At 72.8% G+C, this 17,127-nt stretch carries 15 protein-coding genes; 5 read left to right on the top strand and 10 right to left on the bottom strand.

The features are described from left to right. Window positions 1–55: 55 nt before the first annotated feature. Both ACZ4EG_RS12180 and ACZ4EG_RS12175 read right to left on the bottom strand, forming a co-directional pair. Window positions 56–598: an ATP-binding protein gene (locus ACZ4EG_RS12180; protein WP_467790570.1), complete on the bottom strand. Its 543-nt coding sequence runs from the start codon at window positions 596–598 to the stop codon at window positions 56–58. Window positions 599–790: 192 nt separating this feature from the next. Then, window positions 791–1,114: a hypothetical protein gene (locus ACZ4EG_RS12175; RefSeq protein ID WP_263205774.1), complete on the bottom strand. Its 324-nt coding sequence runs from the start codon at window positions 1,112–1,114 to the stop codon at window positions 791–793. A 356-nt stretch (window positions 1,115–1,470) separates the two neighbouring features. On the opposite strand from ACZ4EG_RS12175, the gene cds1 reads away from it, so the two are divergent. Further along, window positions 1,471–2,595, top strand: a complete 1,125-nt coding sequence (gene cds1 / locus ACZ4EG_RS12170) for an L-cysteine desulfhydrase Cds1 (RefSeq protein ID WP_390710610.1) — start codon at window positions 1,471–1,473, stop codon at window positions 2,593–2,595. Window positions 2,596–2,894: 299 nt separating this feature from the next. Here cds1 and ACZ4EG_RS12165 read toward each other — a convergent pair whose 3' ends face one another. Both ACZ4EG_RS12165 and ACZ4EG_RS12160 read right to left on the bottom strand, forming a co-directional pair. Continuing rightward, window positions 2,895–3,359: an SRPBCC family protein gene (locus tag ACZ4EG_RS12165; protein WP_453550633.1), complete on the bottom strand. Its 465-nt coding sequence runs from the start codon at window positions 3,357–3,359 to the stop codon at window positions 2,895–2,897. Window positions 3,360–3,429: 70 nt separating this feature from the next. Next, window positions 3,430–4,263, bottom strand: a complete 834-nt coding sequence (locus ACZ4EG_RS12160; RefSeq protein ID WP_363301534.1) for a DeoR/GlpR family DNA-binding transcription regulator — start codon at window positions 4,261–4,263, stop codon at window positions 3,430–3,432. A 295-nt stretch (window positions 4,264–4,558) separates the two neighbouring features. Between ACZ4EG_RS12160 and ACZ4EG_RS12155 the strand changes: the two genes are divergently transcribed. After that, the gene (locus tag ACZ4EG_RS12155) at window positions 4,559–6,955 is read left to right on the top strand and encodes a hypothetical protein (RefSeq protein WP_467790569.1); all 2,397 of its coding nucleotides are present in this window, start codon (window positions 4,559–4,561) and stop codon (window positions 6,953–6,955) included. On the opposite strand, the gene ACZ4EG_RS12150 is transcribed toward ACZ4EG_RS12155, so the two are convergent. The 4 genes from ACZ4EG_RS12150 to ACZ4EG_RS12135 form a co-directional block, all read right to left on the bottom strand. After that, a complete protein-coding gene (locus tag ACZ4EG_RS12150; protein WP_467790568.1) occupies window positions 6,925–9,363 on the bottom strand; it encodes a right-handed parallel beta-helix repeat-containing protein in 2,439 nt (812 codons plus the stop codon). The two genes, ACZ4EG_RS12155 and ACZ4EG_RS12150, sit on opposite strands and share 31 nt — an antisense overlap. A 156-nt stretch (window positions 9,364–9,519) precedes the next feature. Then, window positions 9,520–10,125, bottom strand: coding sequence for an Rv1733c family protein (locus tag ACZ4EG_RS12145; protein WP_467790567.1), 606 nt, complete (start codon window positions 10,123–10,125; stop codon window positions 9,520–9,522). 210 nt (window positions 10,126–10,335) lie between these two features. After that, on the bottom strand, window positions 10,336–11,160 hold the full coding sequence (locus tag ACZ4EG_RS12140) for an MOSC domain-containing protein (protein ID WP_467790566.1): 825 nt from the start codon (window positions 11,158–11,160) through the stop codon (window positions 10,336–10,338). A 42-nt stretch (window positions 11,161–11,202) separates the two neighbouring features. Further along, window positions 11,203–11,670 (bottom strand): DUF6643 family protein, encoded by a 468-nt coding sequence (locus ACZ4EG_RS12135; RefSeq protein WP_467790565.1) that lies wholly within the window; start codon window positions 11,668–11,670, stop codon window positions 11,203–11,205. 283 nt (window positions 11,671–11,953) lie between these two features. On the opposite strand from ACZ4EG_RS12135, the gene ACZ4EG_RS12130 reads away from it, so the two are divergent. After that, window positions 11,954–13,294: a TerD family protein gene (locus ACZ4EG_RS12130; protein ID WP_467790564.1), complete on the top strand. Its 1,341-nt coding sequence runs from the start codon at window positions 11,954–11,956 to the stop codon at window positions 13,292–13,294. Between the two features lie 5 nt (window positions 13,295–13,299). Here the strand turns inward: ACZ4EG_RS12130 and ACZ4EG_RS12125 are convergent, their stop codons facing one another. Beyond that, on the bottom strand, window positions 13,300–14,493 hold the full coding sequence (locus ACZ4EG_RS12125) for a glycosyltransferase (RefSeq protein WP_467790563.1): 1,194 nt from the start codon (window positions 14,491–14,493) through the stop codon (window positions 13,300–13,302). 39 nt (window positions 14,494–14,532) lie between these two features. Here ACZ4EG_RS12125 and ACZ4EG_RS12120 point away from each other — a divergent pair, with 39 nt between their 5' ends. Next, entirely contained in the window at window positions 14,533–15,318 is a 786-nt protein-coding gene (locus tag ACZ4EG_RS12120; RefSeq protein ID WP_467790562.1) for a glutamate racemase, read from the top strand. Between the two features lie 78 nt (window positions 15,319–15,396). Further along, on the top strand, window positions 15,397–15,942 hold the full coding sequence (locus tag ACZ4EG_RS12115; protein ID WP_453550612.1) for a hypothetical protein: 546 nt from the start codon (window positions 15,397–15,399) through the stop codon (window positions 15,940–15,942). Window positions 15,943–16,010: 68 nt separating this feature from the next. Here ACZ4EG_RS12115 and ACZ4EG_RS12110 read toward each other — a convergent pair whose 3' ends face one another. Beyond that, window positions 16,011–17,042, bottom strand: coding sequence for an O-antigen ligase family protein (locus ACZ4EG_RS12110; protein WP_453550871.1), 1,032 nt, complete (start codon window positions 17,040–17,042; stop codon window positions 16,011–16,013). Between the last annotated feature and the right edge of the window lie 85 nt (window positions 17,043–17,127).

Genomic DNA, 17,127 nt, shown 5'->3' with positions numbered 1-17,127 from the left:
CCGCCGTCGCCCCCGGGCGCCGCACGAAAGAGCGAAGAAGAACGTCACCGCCCGGTCAGCCGGCAACGGCCGACCGGGCGGGAGCGTGCGCGGGAGACGGGCCGCACACCGCCGGTCCGGCCTCCGCGAACGGATGCGCGAGCGGCTCCACGGCCGCACGGCGCAGCGGCCGGGCCGGCTTGGGCTTCGCCGCCGGGGGCGCGGGCAGGGTGAACCACACGACCTTGCCGTTGTCGCCGTCGGGGCGCACCCCCCAGCTCTCGCTCACCGCGGCCACCATCGCCAGCCCCCGGCCACAGGTGGCCAGCGGTGCGATGTCGGCCGCCTCGGCGACCTCGGGGAGGCGGGGATCGTGGTCACGCACGGAGACCGTGAGCCGGTCGAGCAGCAGTTCCATCTCCACGGTGCACGACTTGTCGGGCTGGGCATGCCGGTGGACGTTGCTCAGCAGCTCCGTCACACCGAGCGCGGCCCGGTCTATCAATGGGTCGAGATGCCAGTAGCGCAACTGCGCAGATACGATTCTGCGGACCTGGCCGATCCGCGACGGCAGGGCTTGAAGCTCCACCGTGCAGTGCCTGCTCGGATGACTGATCACGGCTGCGACTCCCCGACGTGAGGTCCGGAAGAACACGGAGAACGGATCCAGCAGGGTGCATGCGTCAAGCGGCCGCCTGCTGTCGTGGCCGGCGGGCTGGTTCGCAGCGTTATCGCCGGTAAACCCAGAGTGACGTGAGACCAGCGTGACGCAGTGGTCACGCTCCCGCAACTCGCCGCGGACCGGCGCCGCTCAGCCGCCGCGCCCCGCCGCCCTGCGCACCGCCTCGATGAACCGGCGTGCGGCGGGCGGACCCGGCTCGCCCGGTGCGGGGTCGTGCTCGCCCAGAGTCAGCGAGTAGCGATTGCCGTTGAGGTCGGCCAACGCCCGGTCGTCCGGGGCGAACCAGGGCCTGGAGGCGCGCACCGCCTGTACCGGGGCGCTGTCGATCTCACTGCCATAGCTGGTGAGCAACTCCAGCCTGCCGTCGCTGATCCGGACCTGCCCGGCCCGGGTGAGCGACCGCAGTCGCTTGCCGATCCGTACGCCCGTGGCCGTGAACTCGGGCTCCGCCATCCTTCCCCGCCCCCTTGTGCGCGTCGGTCGCCGTGCCGGATTCCTCGTGGGCCGTGGCCCGGCGGGATCCGGCTCGTGTCGTGATCCAGTGTGCGCCCCCGTTCGGGGCGTTCGGCCCGTCCGGTGCAGTGTGCCCGCAGCCTGCGGAGAGCACCAGTACGCACGAGGTGTGTGGGGCGAGTGGACGGAGCACTCGCCCGAATGCGCCCCCGGGTGTTCGCACGGGTGTGCCCCAGGGGCTTCTTTGGGCTGTCCAAAGGTGTGTTTATGCAGGTGAGAAGTGGTGTGGAAGCTGCCTATGATCGAGGTGGCGGCCGCCTCGGGCGCCGTCGGCGCGAAGCGTAAGGAGCCCCGCCGTGAGCACCACCCCACAGACCCGGACCGGCGCCACTCTGGACGTCGACCACAGCGACGCCGACTACCGGAACTGGCTGAAAGAGGCTGTCCGGAAGGTCCAGGCGGATGCGAACCGCTCGGCCGACACGCACTTGCTGCGTTTCCCGTTGCCCGAGAAATGGGGCATCGACCTGTATCTGAAGGACGAGTCGACCCACCCCACCGGAAGTCTCAAGCACCGGCTCGCGCGTTCCCTGTTCCTCTACGGCCTGTGCAATGGCTGGATCCGGCCGGGCCGCCCGGTGATCGAGGCGTCCAGCGGCTCGACGGCCGTCTCCGAGGCCTACTTCGCGGGGCTCATCGGTGTGCCCTTCATCGCGGTCATGCCGCGCACGACGAGCGCCGAGAAGTGCCGCCTCATCGAATTCCACGGCGGGCAGTGCCACTTCGTGGACGACTCACGCAAGATGTACGAGGAGTCCGCCCGCCTCGCGGTGGAGACCGGCGGCCACTACATGGACCAGTTCACCTACGCCGAACGGGCCACGGACTGGCGCGGCAACAACAACATCGCCGAATCCGTCTTCCGGCAACTGGAGTTGGAGCGCTTCCCGGAGCCCACGTGGATCGTCGCCACGGCGGGCACCGGCGGCACGTCCGCGACCATCGCGCGCTACGTCCATTACATGCAGTACGACACCCGCATCTGCGTAGCCGATCCGGAGAACTCCTGTTTCTTCGAGGGCTGGACCACTGGCGATCCGGACGTCACCTGCGACTGCGGCTCGCGCATCGAGGGCATCGGCCGGCCGCGCATGGAGCCGAGCTTCGTGCCCGGCGCCATCGACCGGATGATGAAGGTTCCCGACGCGGCCAGCGTCGCCGCCGTCCGCGCCCTGGAGCGGGCCATCGGCCGCAAGGCCGGTGGCTCGACGGGCACCGGCCTGTGGAGCGCCCTGAAGATCGTCTCCGAGATGGTCGCCGAGGGCCGCCGGGGCAGCGTGGTGACCCTGCTGTGCGACCCGGGGGACCGCTACCTCGACAAGTACTACTCGGACGCGTGGCTGGAGGAACAGGGCCTGGACATCACGCCGTACGCGGCGGCGATCGAGTCCCTGCTGGAGACGGGCGTCTGGCCGGACTGAGCCGCGCTTTCACCCCGGCTGACGCCGTCCCCCGACGTCCGGCTCGGGTAGATCGTCGACGGGCTCCCGGCGCATGTCGCCGCGGTCGCCTTTCCTCGCCGGCTCGACCTGTGGTGGATGAACGGGGCCCTCATCCATGCGGAATCCACCGGGGAGGCCGCTCCAACCACCGCTCGGGCGACGACCCCGGAACACACGGAGCACTTGCTGTCACCGTGCGTACCCCTGCTGGAGGATCCCTTCGAACCCGGGGCCCGTCCGACAATCCCGCCTGCCCTGCGACGCCTGGCGCGCGGGCTCTAGCCGGACAGGCGCCGGTCCAGCGCCGTGACCGCCTTCCGGAACGCCCTGCCCGTGCCCGCGCGGGCGAGGCCGAACAGGAAGCGGAACGGGGCCGTTCCGTCGACGGCGAAGGTCATCTGGACCCGTGTGCCGGTGCCGGCCGGGGAGAGCCGCCACTCCTCGACCCAGGCGCGGGGGCCCGGGATGTTGGTCAGGTCGACCCGGTACGCGTACACCTCGGGCGCCTTCGTGACGATCACCGTCTCCTCGAAGCGCGTACCGCCCCTGAGCCGGACCTCGCGTCCGCCCTCGGTCGGCCGGGCGGAGGCCACCGCCGAGAACCACTGCGGCCAGCCCGGCACGTCCTCGGCGAGCGCACGGAAGACCGCGTCCGGGGCGGCCGTGATCTCCCGTGCGAACACGAGACGTACGGGGGCGGTCTCGACGAAGTCGATCCCCACCGGGCGCAGACGGTGAGCCATGGACGACAACCCCCTTGTGAAGTCACGGGAGCGAACGGGCCGTTGGCCGGTCACCCTAGCTGACGGTCCGTCAGAAGTCTGCATCCTCGTCGTCGGTCTCGCCCGCCACCACCAACCGCCGCAGATGCTCGGAGATCTCCGCCCGCGCCTCGGCCGGCAGGCCCGCGTCCGTGACCAGGGTGTCGACCTGCTCCAGCGCCGCAAACGAACTCAGGCCCACCGTGCCCCATTTGGTGTGGTCGGCGACCACCACGACCCGCCGCGCCGACTGCACCAGCCGCCGGTTGGTCTCCGCCTCCGCGAGGTTCGGCGTCGACAGGCCCGCCTCCACCGATATCCCGTGCACACCGAGGAACAGCAGATCGAAGTGGAGCGCCGCGATCGCCTGGTCGGCCACCGGCCCCACGAGCGAGTCCGACGGGGTGCGCACCCCACCGGTCAGCACGACCGTGGCCGCGCCCTGCCGGGGTCCCGAGGTGCGCTGCGCCGCATGGAAGACGTCCGCGACCCGCACGGAGTTCGTCACCACGGTCAGATCGGGCACCTCGACGAGATGGTGAGCGAGCGCATAGGTCGTCGTACCGCCCGACAGGGCGATCGCGGTCCCCGGGGTGACCAGCTGCGCCGCGGTCCGCGCGATGTCCTCCTTGGCGCTGAGCTCCAGACCCGACTTGGCCTCGAAGCCCGGCTCATGGGTGCTCGCCTCGACCACCGGCACGGCACCGCCGTGCACCTTCTCCAGCACACCCTGGCGGGCCAGCGCGTCGAGGTCACGGCGCACGGTCATGTCCGACACGCCGAGCTTGCGGGTCAGTTCGTTCACGCGCACGCCGCCGCGGCGCCGGACCTCGTCCAGGATCAGGGCGCGCCGCTGCTCCGCGAGGAGGTTCTGATTCTCACTCACGTACGCTCCGGTCCTCTCGTCTCGACAAGCCGTCCGACACACCCTGCGCACCTGCCCCTACCAGGACGTTCCGCCCCTCTCCGGTGCGCGGGCGTCTCATCCTTTCACGGGAGGGTGCAGGTTGCGCCACTACCCGTACCGACGCGCACATGCCATTCGGTCACCACCCGTCCCGGCGGATGTCACTCGGACCGGGGAGATTCCGTGACGAGAGGTGTACATCGCATCCGAAGCGGAGATCCTGAAGGCCGCACGGACACAGCCGACGGCGGGTCACGGGGGAAGTGCGAGAACAGTGGAACGTGCGCAGGAACGTGCAGCGAAGGACGGACCGGACGGCCTCGCCGCACGGCCCGGGGGACCGCAGACCGACCTGGAGCTCCTCGTCCACGGAGTCGGTGGCACCACACCCGAGGAGATGCTCGGCGACCCGCGAACGGTACGGATCACCGGCGACGACACCGCCGCGGTCTTCCGGCGCGCCGACGACGCCGACGCGGAGTCCGCACCGGACGATCACCGGGACGGGCCCGTGCCCGAGGCGTACGTCTGGTGCAACCTCACCTCCGGCAACGGAGCCCGCGCCCTCTGGTTGTTGCTGCTGCCCTTCATGGTCGTCAACCTCGCCCACTGGATGCGCCCCGCCGCACGCGGCCGGAAACGCGCGGTGCAGCTGTACGGCCTGCTGGTGCGGCTCGCGGGACTCACCCTGACGGTGCTGCTGGTGGCGGCCGCCTGCGAGGTGGCACTCGACCTCGCCGCCTGGCAGTGCGCGGGCACCGGTGCCTGCGCCCGGCACCACTCCTGGCTGGGCTTCCTCTCGCCCGCCGTCTCCGGCGACGGCTGGTGGAGCCGCCCAGGGCGGCGGCTCGCCGTGGCGGCGCTCGTCCCGACCGCGCTCACCGGCCTGCTCTGGTACCTCTCGCACCGCACCTGGACCGCGTACGAGTCCGAGAAGCCGATGACCCGCGATCCCGGACCCGACGACCACGACGACCGCACCTCGCTGGGCCGCCCCGGCTTCTGGTACGGCCGCCGCCCGGTGGCCCGGCTGCGCGCCGCCCACACCACGGCGGGACTGCTGACGGTCGCCGCGGCGGTCATGACACCGGTGCTCGCCTTCGACCGCCGGGCGGGCGGACCCGCGGCACCGGAGATCCTGGGCCCCCTCCTGGCCGCGGCGACGGCCCTCTGGGCGGCCGTCGCGGTGGGGGTGGTCTGCCGCCGGGGCCGCAGCGAGAACCGCCTCGACCAGGAGCTCGACGAGCATCTCGTACGACGCCTGCCGCTCGGTGCCCTGGCCCTGCTCGCCCTCACCCTGGTGTACGCGCTCTGGCCGCGGCCGGGATGGCACTCGACCGGGCGGCTGCCCGGCGACACGGCCTTCGGCGGCATCGCCCTCGCACAGGGCGTGCTGGTCATCGCCCTCGGCGTGGTCGCCCACGACCTGCACCGCCGGCACCCCGACCCGCGCGCCGCCATGCGCGGCCTGGGCGGACCGGCGGTCGCCCTGCTCGCCTGCGCGCTGGGCGGGGTGATGTCGGGAGGTGTCGCACAGCGCGTGGCCGACTGGCTGGACGGCACCGGCGGCTCCATCACCGGACCGCCCGTGCTGCTGACCTGGCAGGCCTCGGTGATCCCACCCCTGCTGCTGGCCGTGCTGGCCCTGGCCGCAGTGCTGACCTGGCACACCTGGCAGCGCAGCCGCGCCGAGCGGCGCACGGTGGAGCACGGCCACGGGGGGGAGCCCGAGGACACGGCACGTACCCGCCGTATCGCACGCATCCGGGCGATGGCCGCCCTCACCGACCGGGCACCGCTCGTGGTCGCCGTTGTCTCCGCGGCCACGTTCCTGCTGGGCGCCGGAGCGCTGGTGGGCGCCCAGGTCAGCGAGCGGACCCCCGGCGAGGCGGCCCGGCGCGCCCACGCCGTGGTCCAGGGCGCGGCCGAGACCGCGCAGGCACTGGGCTCCTGGCTGGTCGGACTCGGCTTCATACTGTTCGTCACCTGGGGCCGCCGCGCCTACAAGGACGCTTCGGCCCGGCGCACCATCGGCGTCCTCTGGGACGTCGGCACCTTCTGGCCGCGCGCCGCCCACCCCTTCGCCCCGCCCTGCTACGCCGAGCGCGCGGTGCCGGACCTGACCTGGCGGATGGCGACCTGGACGCGGCGCACCGGCGGCCGCGTGGTCATCTCCGGGCACTCCCAGGGCAGCGTGCTCGCGGCCGCCGCGGCCTGGCAGCTGGAGCCCTCTGTACGCAAGAAGGTCGCGCTGCTGACGTACGGCGCCCCGCTGGAGCGCCTGTACGGCCGCTGGTTCCCGGCCCACTTCGGGCCGCCCGCGCTGAGCTCCCTGCACCGCGAGGTCGCCTGCTGGCGCAATCTCTACCGCCTCACCGACCCCATCGGCGGCCCCGTCCGACTGCCCGGCGACTGCGGGCCCGAGGTGGACCGCGAGCCGCTGCACGACCCGCTCGCCTACGGCCGCACCGCCCTGCACCCGCTGCCCGCCCCCATCCTCGGCCACTCCGACTACCAGGCGGACCCGGCCTTCGCCGAGGAACGGGCCCGGCTGCTGGCACGGCTGCGGCCGGATGTACCGGGCCCGCGGCATCGGGGCGAACCGGCCGCCGGGCCGGACCCGGACGGGGAGGCCGGCTCTCAGGGCAGCTCGGGCAGGTCCTCGGCGTAGAGCAGGGTCAGATCGTCGGTGGTCGGCTCGACGACCTGGGCGACCCGGCTCGCGTGCCGTTCCACCATCGCCTCGAACGTCTGGCGGGCCGTGCGGCCGTTGCCGAAGGCGGGGCCCTTCGGAATCTCCGTGAAGTACTTCAGCAAGGCCTCCGGGGAGCCCGGCGCCAGCCGGTACTCGTGCTCCTCGGCCTGCTGCTCCACGATGCGCAGCAGTTCCCCGGGGCCGTAGTCGGTGAAGGTGATGGTCCGCGAGAAGCGGGACGCCACACCGGGGTTGATGGACAGGAACCGCTCCATCTCGGCCGTGTAGCCCGCGACGATGACCACCACCGCGTCCCGGTGGTCCTCCATCAGTTTCACCAGCGTGTCGATGGCCTCCTTGCCGAAGTCACGGCCGGCGTCCTCGGGCGACAGCGCATACGCCTCGTCGATGAACAGCACACCGCCGCGTGCCCGTTCGAAGGCCTCCTGGGTGCGGATCGCCGTGGAGCCGATGTGCTCGCCGACCAGGTCGACGCGGGAGACCTCGACGAGATGGCCCTTGTCCAGGACGCCGAGGGAGGCGAGGATCTCGCCGTAGAGCCGGGCCACCGTGGTCTTTCCCGTGCCGGGGGAACCGGTGAAGACCAGATGGCGCTTGACCGAGGCCGCCTTGAGGCCCGCCTGTTGGCGGCGCCGGCCGACCTCGATCATGTCGGTGAGGGCGCGGACCTCGCGCTTGACGCTCTCCAGGCCGACCAGCGCGTCGAGTTCACCGAGCACGGCCTTCGAGGTCCGCGACGGCTTCTCCGGCTCCGTGGCGGTGACGAGCGGTTCCTGTTCGGTCGTGCGCTGTCCTGGGATCGCGCCCAGCAGACCGGAGGACTGGTTCGCCGTCTGCACCGCCGGCTCCGGGGCCGGGCGCCCGATCCCGGCCCCGCTCTCGTCGCTGGTGCAGTCCTCCACGACCGGGCCCGTGCCGGATGCCGCGTCCGGGCCCGCGTCGGCGAACTCGTAGCCGCCGCGCGCGCACCGCTCCGTGCGGCATTTCTTCAGCGTCGTACGGCATCCGTCTATCACGTGGAAGCCGTATCCGGTGCTGCCCGTCACCCGGCAGCCGGTGAAGCTGCCCCGGCCGCCGGCCGACACATAGAAGCCCGCCTCCGCCGGGGAGTCGACCGTGCAGCGCTCGATGGTGGGGTCGGCGCCCTTGGTGACGATGACACCGGTCTGGGTGCCGTCCAGGGTGCAGTTGTTGAGGGTGCCCCCGCTGCCGTGGTCGCGGAACCACGCGCCGGTGGCCGCGTCCCGGATCCGGCAGTCGTCCAGTTGCGCGGTGGCGCCGTCGCTCACCGACACGGCCGTGTTGCGCACCTGGGACAGATCGCTGTCCACGACGTCCGCGCGGGAGCCGCGGTCCAGCACGAACAGCGCGTCCGGTACGTCGTGCACCCGGCAGGAGTCGAGCACCGCGGTGGCGCCGTCGCTCACCCACACCGCGGGATAGTCGCCCGTGCTGTCGAAGATCTCGCACTGGTTGGCGTCCACACGTGTGCCCGGGTCCCACACCGACAGGCCGTTGCGGCCGAACTGACGCACGGTCGTCCGAGTCAGCGTCAGCACCGAGCGGGACCGCAGGTCGACCGCGTTCTCCGGGATGTCGTGGATACGGCAGTCGGCCAGGGTGAGCACGGCCTCCGTGTCGAGCGTGACGCCGTCGGCGGTGGTGCGGTGCACATCGCAGTCGGTCAGGTGTGCGGTGGCCCGCGAGGTCACCTGGGCTCCGGAGCCCCGGATCTCGTAGACCTCGCAACCGACCGCTTCCAGTGCGGAGTTCTCGCCCGTGACCATCAGGCCCGCGCCGGAGGCGTGGTGCACCCGGCAGCGGTCCAGCCGGGGGTGCGCACCGCCGCGTACCGCGACGCCGGACTGACCGGCCGCGACCACCTCGCAGTCCTCGAACACCCCACCGCCACCGTCGAGTACGGCGATGCCGACGCCGGCGGGGTTGTCGACGGTGCAGCGGCGCACGGTGGGCCGGGCGCCGCCGCGGACCTCGATTCCCGCGGCGGACCGGGTGACGACCCGGACGTCCAGCAGCTCCGGCGTGCCCTCCTCCACCAGCAGCGCGGGTGCGGCCGCGTCCTGCCCCTCCACGTGCAGGTCCTGCACCACGGCCGAGGCGCGCAGGGTCAGCGGCACCCCGTCCGTGGGCGCGATGCGCACCGAACCGGGCGAGCCCTCGGGCCCGCGCAGTGTCACCGCCCGCTCGACGACGAGATTCTCCCGGTAGGTACCAGGGGCGACGGTGAGGACGTCCCCGTCGGCCGCGGCCTCCAGGGCGGCGGCGAGCGAAGAGTACTCACCCGTGCGGCGCCGCCACCGCGATGTGCCGGTGTGCGTCACCTGGACCGTGCCCTGTGCCATGGCGTTGCTGTGCCCCCACCTCGTCGTGCTGATGGCTCGTTCGCCTTCGGGGCATACGGCCCCTACGACTCCCTCGCGCGCGGGTCGATGCCGAATGGTTCGGCGGTCCACCGTAGCGTGTGCGCAGGCAGTGGGTTGACCAGAGACGGAAGGCGGTCAGCTGCCCGTGCCGGCCCTGCCCCAGTCCGGGCCCGCCCGGTCCCAGGCCTGGTCCCAACGCGCGTACCTCCGGCGGACCATGCGCCACACGATCAGCCGTCTGCCGCTCTCGACCGCCCCCGCGGTCAGGAGCGCCGCGCCGAACCCGGCGAGCACGGCGTGCGTCGTCGCCGTCGCGGAGTCCAGCGGGCGGGCGACCACGCGGCCGTGCGAGTCCGTCCAGAGTCTGAAGTGGTCGCCCTTGTGCGGGGACTTGAGGTCCGACATCACCGGCCCGTGGTGCCGGGTGCCGTCGGGCGCTGTCCAGTCGGCAAGGACACGGCTGCGGCTGTCGTGCGCCGAGGTCGAGTCGGGGTCGGGCTCCAGGCGGGCGCTGTCCAGCTTGCGCACCACGGTGGCGGTGACCGGATGGCGGGAGTGGTGCTGGTCGACGACGGACTGCTGCAGGGCGTCCTGTGCCACCGCCCCGACGAGCGAACCGATCAGGGGCGCGGCCACCACGATGAGGAGCAGGGCCACGAGGGCCACCCAGGCCTCGGCCAGATCGCTCGTGCGGCGCAGCGGATTGCGCCGCCAGCGCCACAGACCGCTGATTGCTCGCACAGTCCCGCACCCCCCTTCCCGCTCCGTGATAACCCCCGGCGGAGCCGTTCACCCACGGGCCGGTCGAAGAGAGAGCGAAATCACCTCTGACCCTCTGACCGGAACCCCTTGAGCACTTCTCACCACATCCCAACGACCGGGGCCCGGCGTCCGGTTCCCCTCCTCCAGAACACAGCGCCCACCTGGAATGCCGGTCGAGTTCCTGGAGTCCTAGTCGAGGATCCGCACCGGGTCACCGACCCGTATCGTGCCGGGCGACGCGGGCACCAGATTCTGGCCGAAGACGAGGTCGGTGCCGAAGCGGCGGTGCCGTGCCAGGGTGCGCAGAGGCTCCCGGCCGCGTTCCGCGGTGCCCTGGTCGGTCGTGGTCACGACGCACCGCCCGCACGTTTTGGCCACGCGGAACACCACGTCGCCGACGGCGAGGCGCGACCAGTCGTCCTCGGCCCAGGGCTCGGTGCCCGCCACGACCACGCTCGGCCGGAAACGCTCCATCGGCAGCGGGCCCTCGTGGGCGTGGTCGCCCTGCGCTATCAGGGAGTTCAGGGCGTCGAGGGAGGAGACGGTGGTGACCAGCAACGGGTAACCGTCCGCGAAGCTCACGGTCTCGCCCGGCAGCGCGAAGTCCGGGTCGATCGGGCGGCGGGTCGCCGGATCGTCCAGATGGACGAGACGGACGTCGGCCTCCAGGTAGTCGGCGCACCAGGTGCTGGCGGCGTCCTCCGCCAGGACCGCCTCCACCTTGGTGCCGAAGATGTTCACCGGTACCGTGCCCGACGGTTCAGGAACGGGCACCGTCAGGGGCTCCCGCCCGGGCGCGGACAAGCGAACACCGCCGCCGGGCACGAGCTCGGCGGCGGCCAGCGCCAAGCGCGGCTGCTCGCGCTGTGTGACGACCTTTCCCCCGTCGTCGATCAGAGCCCAGCGTCGGTCCCCGGACAGCCCCCAGGGCTCCACCACGGCCTGCCGCGGTGAGATGCCCCGGAATGCCTTGACCGGGTGGACGTGAATCGACTGCAGTACGGCGTTCCCCATGAAGCCATGGTGCCAGGCGGCACCGACAGCCGGGGAGACCGGTCAGTAGCCGCGGTACTGCTGCTGGTTGTACGGGTCCTGGTATGGAGTCGGCGCGGGCCGCGGAGCCGCGGGACGCATCGCCTCGTAGCCGGTGCCCGCCGCCATCGGCCGGGGCGGCTGCTGCATCTGCTGCATCTGCGGGCCGGGATAGCCGCGGGGCGCGGTGGCCTGCTGCGGGATGTAGGCCGCGGGGGCCTGCTGCAGCGGAGCGGGCTGCGCCGCCTGCGGGTAGCCGTAGGAGGGAACGTGGTGCGACGGACCCGCGGGGAGCGCGGGCAGTGCCGAGGGCAGCGCGGGCAGGTTGCTGCCCATCGCCGACAGGTTGCCGCCCATGTCGTAGGCGGCGGGGACCCGGATCGGGGCGATCTGCGGGGTGCCCCGCTCGGCCACGAGCGAGTCGTAGATCGGGGTGTCCGGGAAGGAGGCGGAGTAGTAGCCGCCACCATAAGTGGAGCGGGGGGAGGTCATGGCACATAAGTTAAGCCCACGATGTGCTGGTTGGGGAGACCGATAAGAGGGTTGTTTTCCGTGTCGGCAGTGACGCGGGATCCCTAATCCGAGCGAACTTGGCAAAAAAGGGCGGCGATCAGCGTTCTGATCGTGTAAAGGCCGAGTTCCCGGCGGGTTACCGGGGGTTGGCCAGCGATCTTCCTGTGCCGCCCATGGGAGTTCGCCGTCCCTCGGGAATAGGTTGGGCGGGTAGGGATGGAAGCCCACGGCCGGGGTGCGGCCCGGCGGGGCGACACAGGAGATGGGGGCGTACATGTCAATGCCGAAAGGGTCGAATGCGCCGGTGCCGACGAAGGCCCTGCGCGTCGAATTGGGCTGGCGCTCCGGACCCGGCGTCCCGGACGCGGATGCCTCGGCGCTGCTCCTCGTGGCGGGAAAGGTGCGCTCCGACGGCGACTTCGTCTTCTACAACCAGCCGGCGCATCCCTCCGGCGCGGTCCGGCACGAGGGCAAACGGAACACGGGCGGACGGGTCACCGACACCCTCTTCGTCGACCTCGCGCGCGTGGAGGGCGCCGTCGAGCGGGTCGTCCTCGCGGCCTCCGCGGACGGCGGCGCCTTCGGGCAGGTGCCGGACCTGTACGTCGAGGTCCAGGACGCCGACGGGGGCGGAGTGGTCGCCCGCTTCGACAGCCCCGGTGCCACGGTGGAAACGGCCTTCGTGCTCGGCGAGTTCTACCGCCGCCAGGGCGGCTGGAAGTTCCGGGCCGTGGGCCAGGGCTACAGCAGCGGGCTCGAGGGCCTGGCCACGGACTTCGGGATCACCGTGGACGAGCCGCAGCACGCGGCACCTCCCACCGTCCCGCCCGTCGCACCCCCGGTGACCGTGCCGCCCCCGCCCGCGCCGCCCGCCCCGATGCCCCCGCCCCCGGGTTCCACCGCCCACCTGCCCCCGCCGTCCGGGCCCCCGGTCCATCTGACTCCGCCCCCGTCGGCGCCGCCCGCCCAGCCCGTCCGCCTCAGCAAGGTGACGCTCACCAAGGCGGCCCCCTCGGTGTCGCTGGCCAAGCAGGGCGGCACGTCCGGCACCATGCGCGTCAACCTCAACTGGCAGATGCGCAAGCAGTTCCCCACCTGGGGCGGCCGGCGGGGCGCGGCACAGGGAGACCTCGACCTCGACCTGTGCGCCCTGTACGAACTCGCCGACGGCCGCAAGGGAGTCGTACAGGCACTCGGCAACGCCTTCGGATCGCTGCACCGGCCCCCGTACATCCACCTCGACGGCGACGACCGCACCGGCGCGGTGGCGAGCGGCGAGAACCTCACCGTCAACCTCGACCACACCCGCGACTTCCGGCGCATCCTCGTCTTCGTGACCATCTACGAAGGCGCCTCCTCCTTCGCGGACCTGCACGCGACGGTCACGCTCCAGCCGCAGCACGGCGCCCCCGTCGACTTCTCCCTCGACGAGTGCACCGTCCCCTCCACCGTGTGCGCGCTCGCCCTGATCACCAACACGGGCGCCGACCTCGTCGTCCAGCGCGAGGCGCGATACCTGGTGCCGGATCGCGGAGTGAGCCCGCAACGGACCGTCGACCGCGCCTATGGGTGGGGCATGAACTGGACCCCCGGCCGGAAGTAGATGGGTCAGCCCTCGTCGGGCACGGTGTCCGGACGCGCGTACGTGCGGCCCTTCCAGGCCGCCCCGCGCCCCCTGTAGTGCTGCACCGCGGAATCGACCGTCATGAGGAGATAGAGGAACGCGGTGAAGGGCAGCAGGGGAGCGAGCCACAGCGGCAGGCGGTAGTAGCGGAGCATCGGGACGTACGTCGCCGTCATCACCAGCCACGCGGAAGCGCCGGTGACCGTGGCCGCCGTACTTCCCGCCGCGGCACCCGCCACCACGGCCGCGGGCGGCACGAGGTACACCAGCGCCAGCCCGGCGACCGTACCGAGCAGCAGCAGCGGGTTGTGCCGCAGCTGTGCGTACGCGCTGCGCGAGACCATGCGCCACAGGTCGTGCAGCCGCGGGTAGGGGCGCACACTGTCCACCCGCTCGGCCAGCCCAAGCCAGATGTGGCCCCCGCCGCCCTTCACGGCACGGGCGAGGGCCACGTCGTCGATGACGGCGTGCCGGATGGCGTCCGGGATGCACGCCCGCTGTGCCGTATCCGCGCGCAGGAGCACACAGCCGCCCGCCGCGGCCGCCGTCCGGGCCCCTCTCCGGCCGATCCGGCGGAACGGGTACAGCTGAGCGAAGAAGTAGACGAAAGCGGGCACCACGAGCTGTTCCCACAGGCTCTCCACCCGCAGCCGGGCCATCTGCGACACGGCGTCGAAGTTCCCGGTGCGCGCCGCCGCCACCAGATGGCGCAGGCTGTCGGGCGTGTGGGCGATGTCCGCGTCCGTCAGCAGCAGGTACTCGGGACCACGCGCGCGTGCCAGGGCGATGCCGTGGCGCACCGCCCAGAGCTTGCCCGTCCAGCCCGCGGGCGGCTCGCCGGGGGAGTCCACCGTCAGCGGCAGTCCGCCGTGGCGCGCGGCCAGTTCACGGGCCAGTTCCCCGGTGCCGTCCGAACTGCCGTCGTCGATCAGAAAGACCTCGGCCCGCCCCGGATAGTCCTGCGCCAGCAGCGACGGCAGACTCGCCGGCAGTACGGCGGCCTCGTCCCGGGCCGGTACGACGACACACACGGACGGCCAGTCGTCCGGATCCCTGCGCGGCGGCAGCCGTACGTCCGTACGCCAGAAGAAGCCCTGGCAGAGCAGCAGCCACAGCCAGGCGGCGAGGGACAGGGCGGAGATCCACACGATCGCGCTCACCCGCGAAGTCTGCACCACCCGGCCGGTCCACAGGGGCCCATCGTCTATCGTGGCCGGGTGAAGATCGCGCTCATGGACTCCGGAATCGGCCTGCTGGCGGCCACCGCCGCGGTACGGCGCCTGCGCCCCGACGCCGATCTCGTTCTCTCCCTGGACCCCGACGGGATGCCCTGGGGACCGCGTACCCCGGAGGACCTCACCGGCCGTGCCCTGGCCGTCGCCGAGGCCGCCGCGGCCCACCGGCCCGACGCGCTCATCGTCGGCTGCAACACCGCGACCGTGCACGCCCTGCACACGCTGCGCGCCCGGCTGGAGCCCGCCATCCCGGTGATCGGCACGGTCCCGGCGATCAAGCCCGCCGCGGCCGGCGGCGGCCCCCTCGCGATCTGGGCGACGCCCGCCACCACGGGCAGCCCGTACCAGCGCGGTCTCATCGAGGAGTTCGCCGACGGCGTCCCGGTCGCCGAGGTGCCCTGCTGGGGCCTCGCCGAGGCCGTGGAGCACGCCGACGAGGCGGCCATCGACGCCGCCGTCGCCGTGGCCGCCGCACTGACTCCGGACGAGGTGACGACCGTGGTCCTGGGCTGCACCCACTACGAACTGGTGGCGGAACGTATCCGCGCCGCGGTGCAGCGGCCGGACGCGCCGCCGCTGGTCCTGCACGGCTCCGCCGGGGCGGTGGCCGCACAGGCGCTGCGCCGGATCGGTGAGGAGCCCGCCCCCGGGGCCCCGGCCGACGGCACCCTCACCGTGCTGCTGAGCGGCCGCGAGGGCGAGCTGCCCGTGCCCGCGCTGAACTACGCCGAGGGCAGGCTCCTGCCCGCCGTCACCCCCGTCCGCTGACCCCGGCTGTCCTCGTCCGCGGCAGTCACCCTCCGCGACGCGGTACCCGCGCAGCGAAACCTGAGTAACCTCGTAGCCATGAGGGACCACCCCCACGACGCGGACGCCGTGCAGCCCGAGGTGTGGACCGGACGCGCTACGAACCGGGCCCAGTGGCTGCCGGCTCTCGCCGGCGCGGCCTGCATGGCGCTCGGTATCGAGCTGGCGGTGGACTCCGCCTGGACCTCGGGCGTCGCCCCGCTGGTCATGTCCGTCGTGGGCTGCATCGCGGCCGGACTGCTGGTCCTCTTCGGCACCCTCGCGTTCGTGCACGTCGACCTGAAGCTCGACCGGGAGTGCGTCGAGGTCCGCTGCGGCCATATGGGTGTGCCCCGCCGCCGTATCCCGCTCGACCAGGTCGCCGGAGCCGAGTTCGCCCCGATGGTGACTCCGCGGCACTGGGGAGGCTGGGGCTACCGCTGGCGTCCCGAGAAGGGCACGGCGGTCGTCGTGCGCCGGGGCGAGGGTGTGGTCCTGCGCCTGTGGGACGGCCACACGTTCACGATCACCGTGGACAACGCGGAGTCCGCGGTGACGGCCATCCGGGACCGTCTGCGGTCGATCGCGCCGGGGACCGCTCGCTGACGTCGCGGGAGCTGTGCGGGGTCACACAGGTCCTCCTCGGTGCGGCCCGCGCGAGCGGCCGGCCCGAGTCACTGTTCCGTGGGTTCGTGCGCGACGAGCGGCCGGGCCGTGGCCAGGCCGGCCAGCAGCCCCGCGCCCACCGACACCGTGGTGAAACTCAGCGGATTGCCGACCGCGGCGATCGCGGCCAGGGCCGTGAGCGCGGCGCCCGCGCTGAGCGCGACCGGCGTGCTGCGGGGACTGCGCCACAGGGCGTACAGCACCCAGCAGAACGCCGCCGCCAGCAGCAGCACACCGACGAGTCCCTGTTCGGCCGCCTGTTGCAGCGGCGCGGAGTGCGGCTTGCCGTCGGGCAACAGCGCCTGATGTGCGGTGGTGCTCAGTTCGCCGAAGCGGCCGGGGCCGATGCCCAGGGCGGCGTTCTGGCGGGCCAGCCGCAGCGCGTCCTGCCACAGCCCGACGCGGTGCTGGGTGAGCCGGCCCTCCAGGGCGGCGGTGAGCCCCTCCGGCAGGGTGTGCTCGGCCAGTGCCCAGGTCACTCCGGCCGCCAGGGCCGCCGCCAGGGCCAGGCCCACGAGGCCCGGGCCGCGCCGGCTCATCCGGCCCGCGGCGAGGGAGCACAGCAGGACGCCGGCGGCCAGGGCGCATCCGACGGCCGAGCCCAGGGCGGCCGCGGTCAGCGTGATCCCGAGGGCCAGCAGGTGCAGGGCGAGCCGCAGGGCCGGCACGGGCGTGGCCCACGCGGCACAGCAGGCGGCTCCGGTGGCCAGGGTCAGCAGCGCCGCGGTGGCGCCGGTGGGCCCGAGCGGGGTGGTGAACTGGGGGCCGGGGGCGAGGTGGGGCATGGCCACCGCCAGTCCCAGCCCGGCCAGCGCCCCGGCGCAGGGCGCGGCGACCGGCAGCAGGGCTCCGGAGATCCGGCCCGAGGCATAGCCGGCGGCCACGGCAAGCACCGCGAGCAGGACGCCCTCGGGCCGGCCGCCGTGCGCCGCCGCGGTGATCAGCGCCCACGCGGCGCAGGCCCCGAGCACCACGACACCCGTGGCGTCAGAAACGTTTCGTCTGTCGCTCTCCGCGTCCGCCCCCGCCGCGGACGCCATCCCCGTGGAACCCACCCAGTCGCCCCTCGTACCCGTCCCCCGACGTGTGGCCGACCCGTCCGCGCGACCGGGACGACCGCACGAC

It is taken from the genome of Streptomyces sp. NPDC025638 (assembly GCF_055558775.1).
This window is presented reverse-complemented; position numbering and strand designations above follow the sequence as displayed.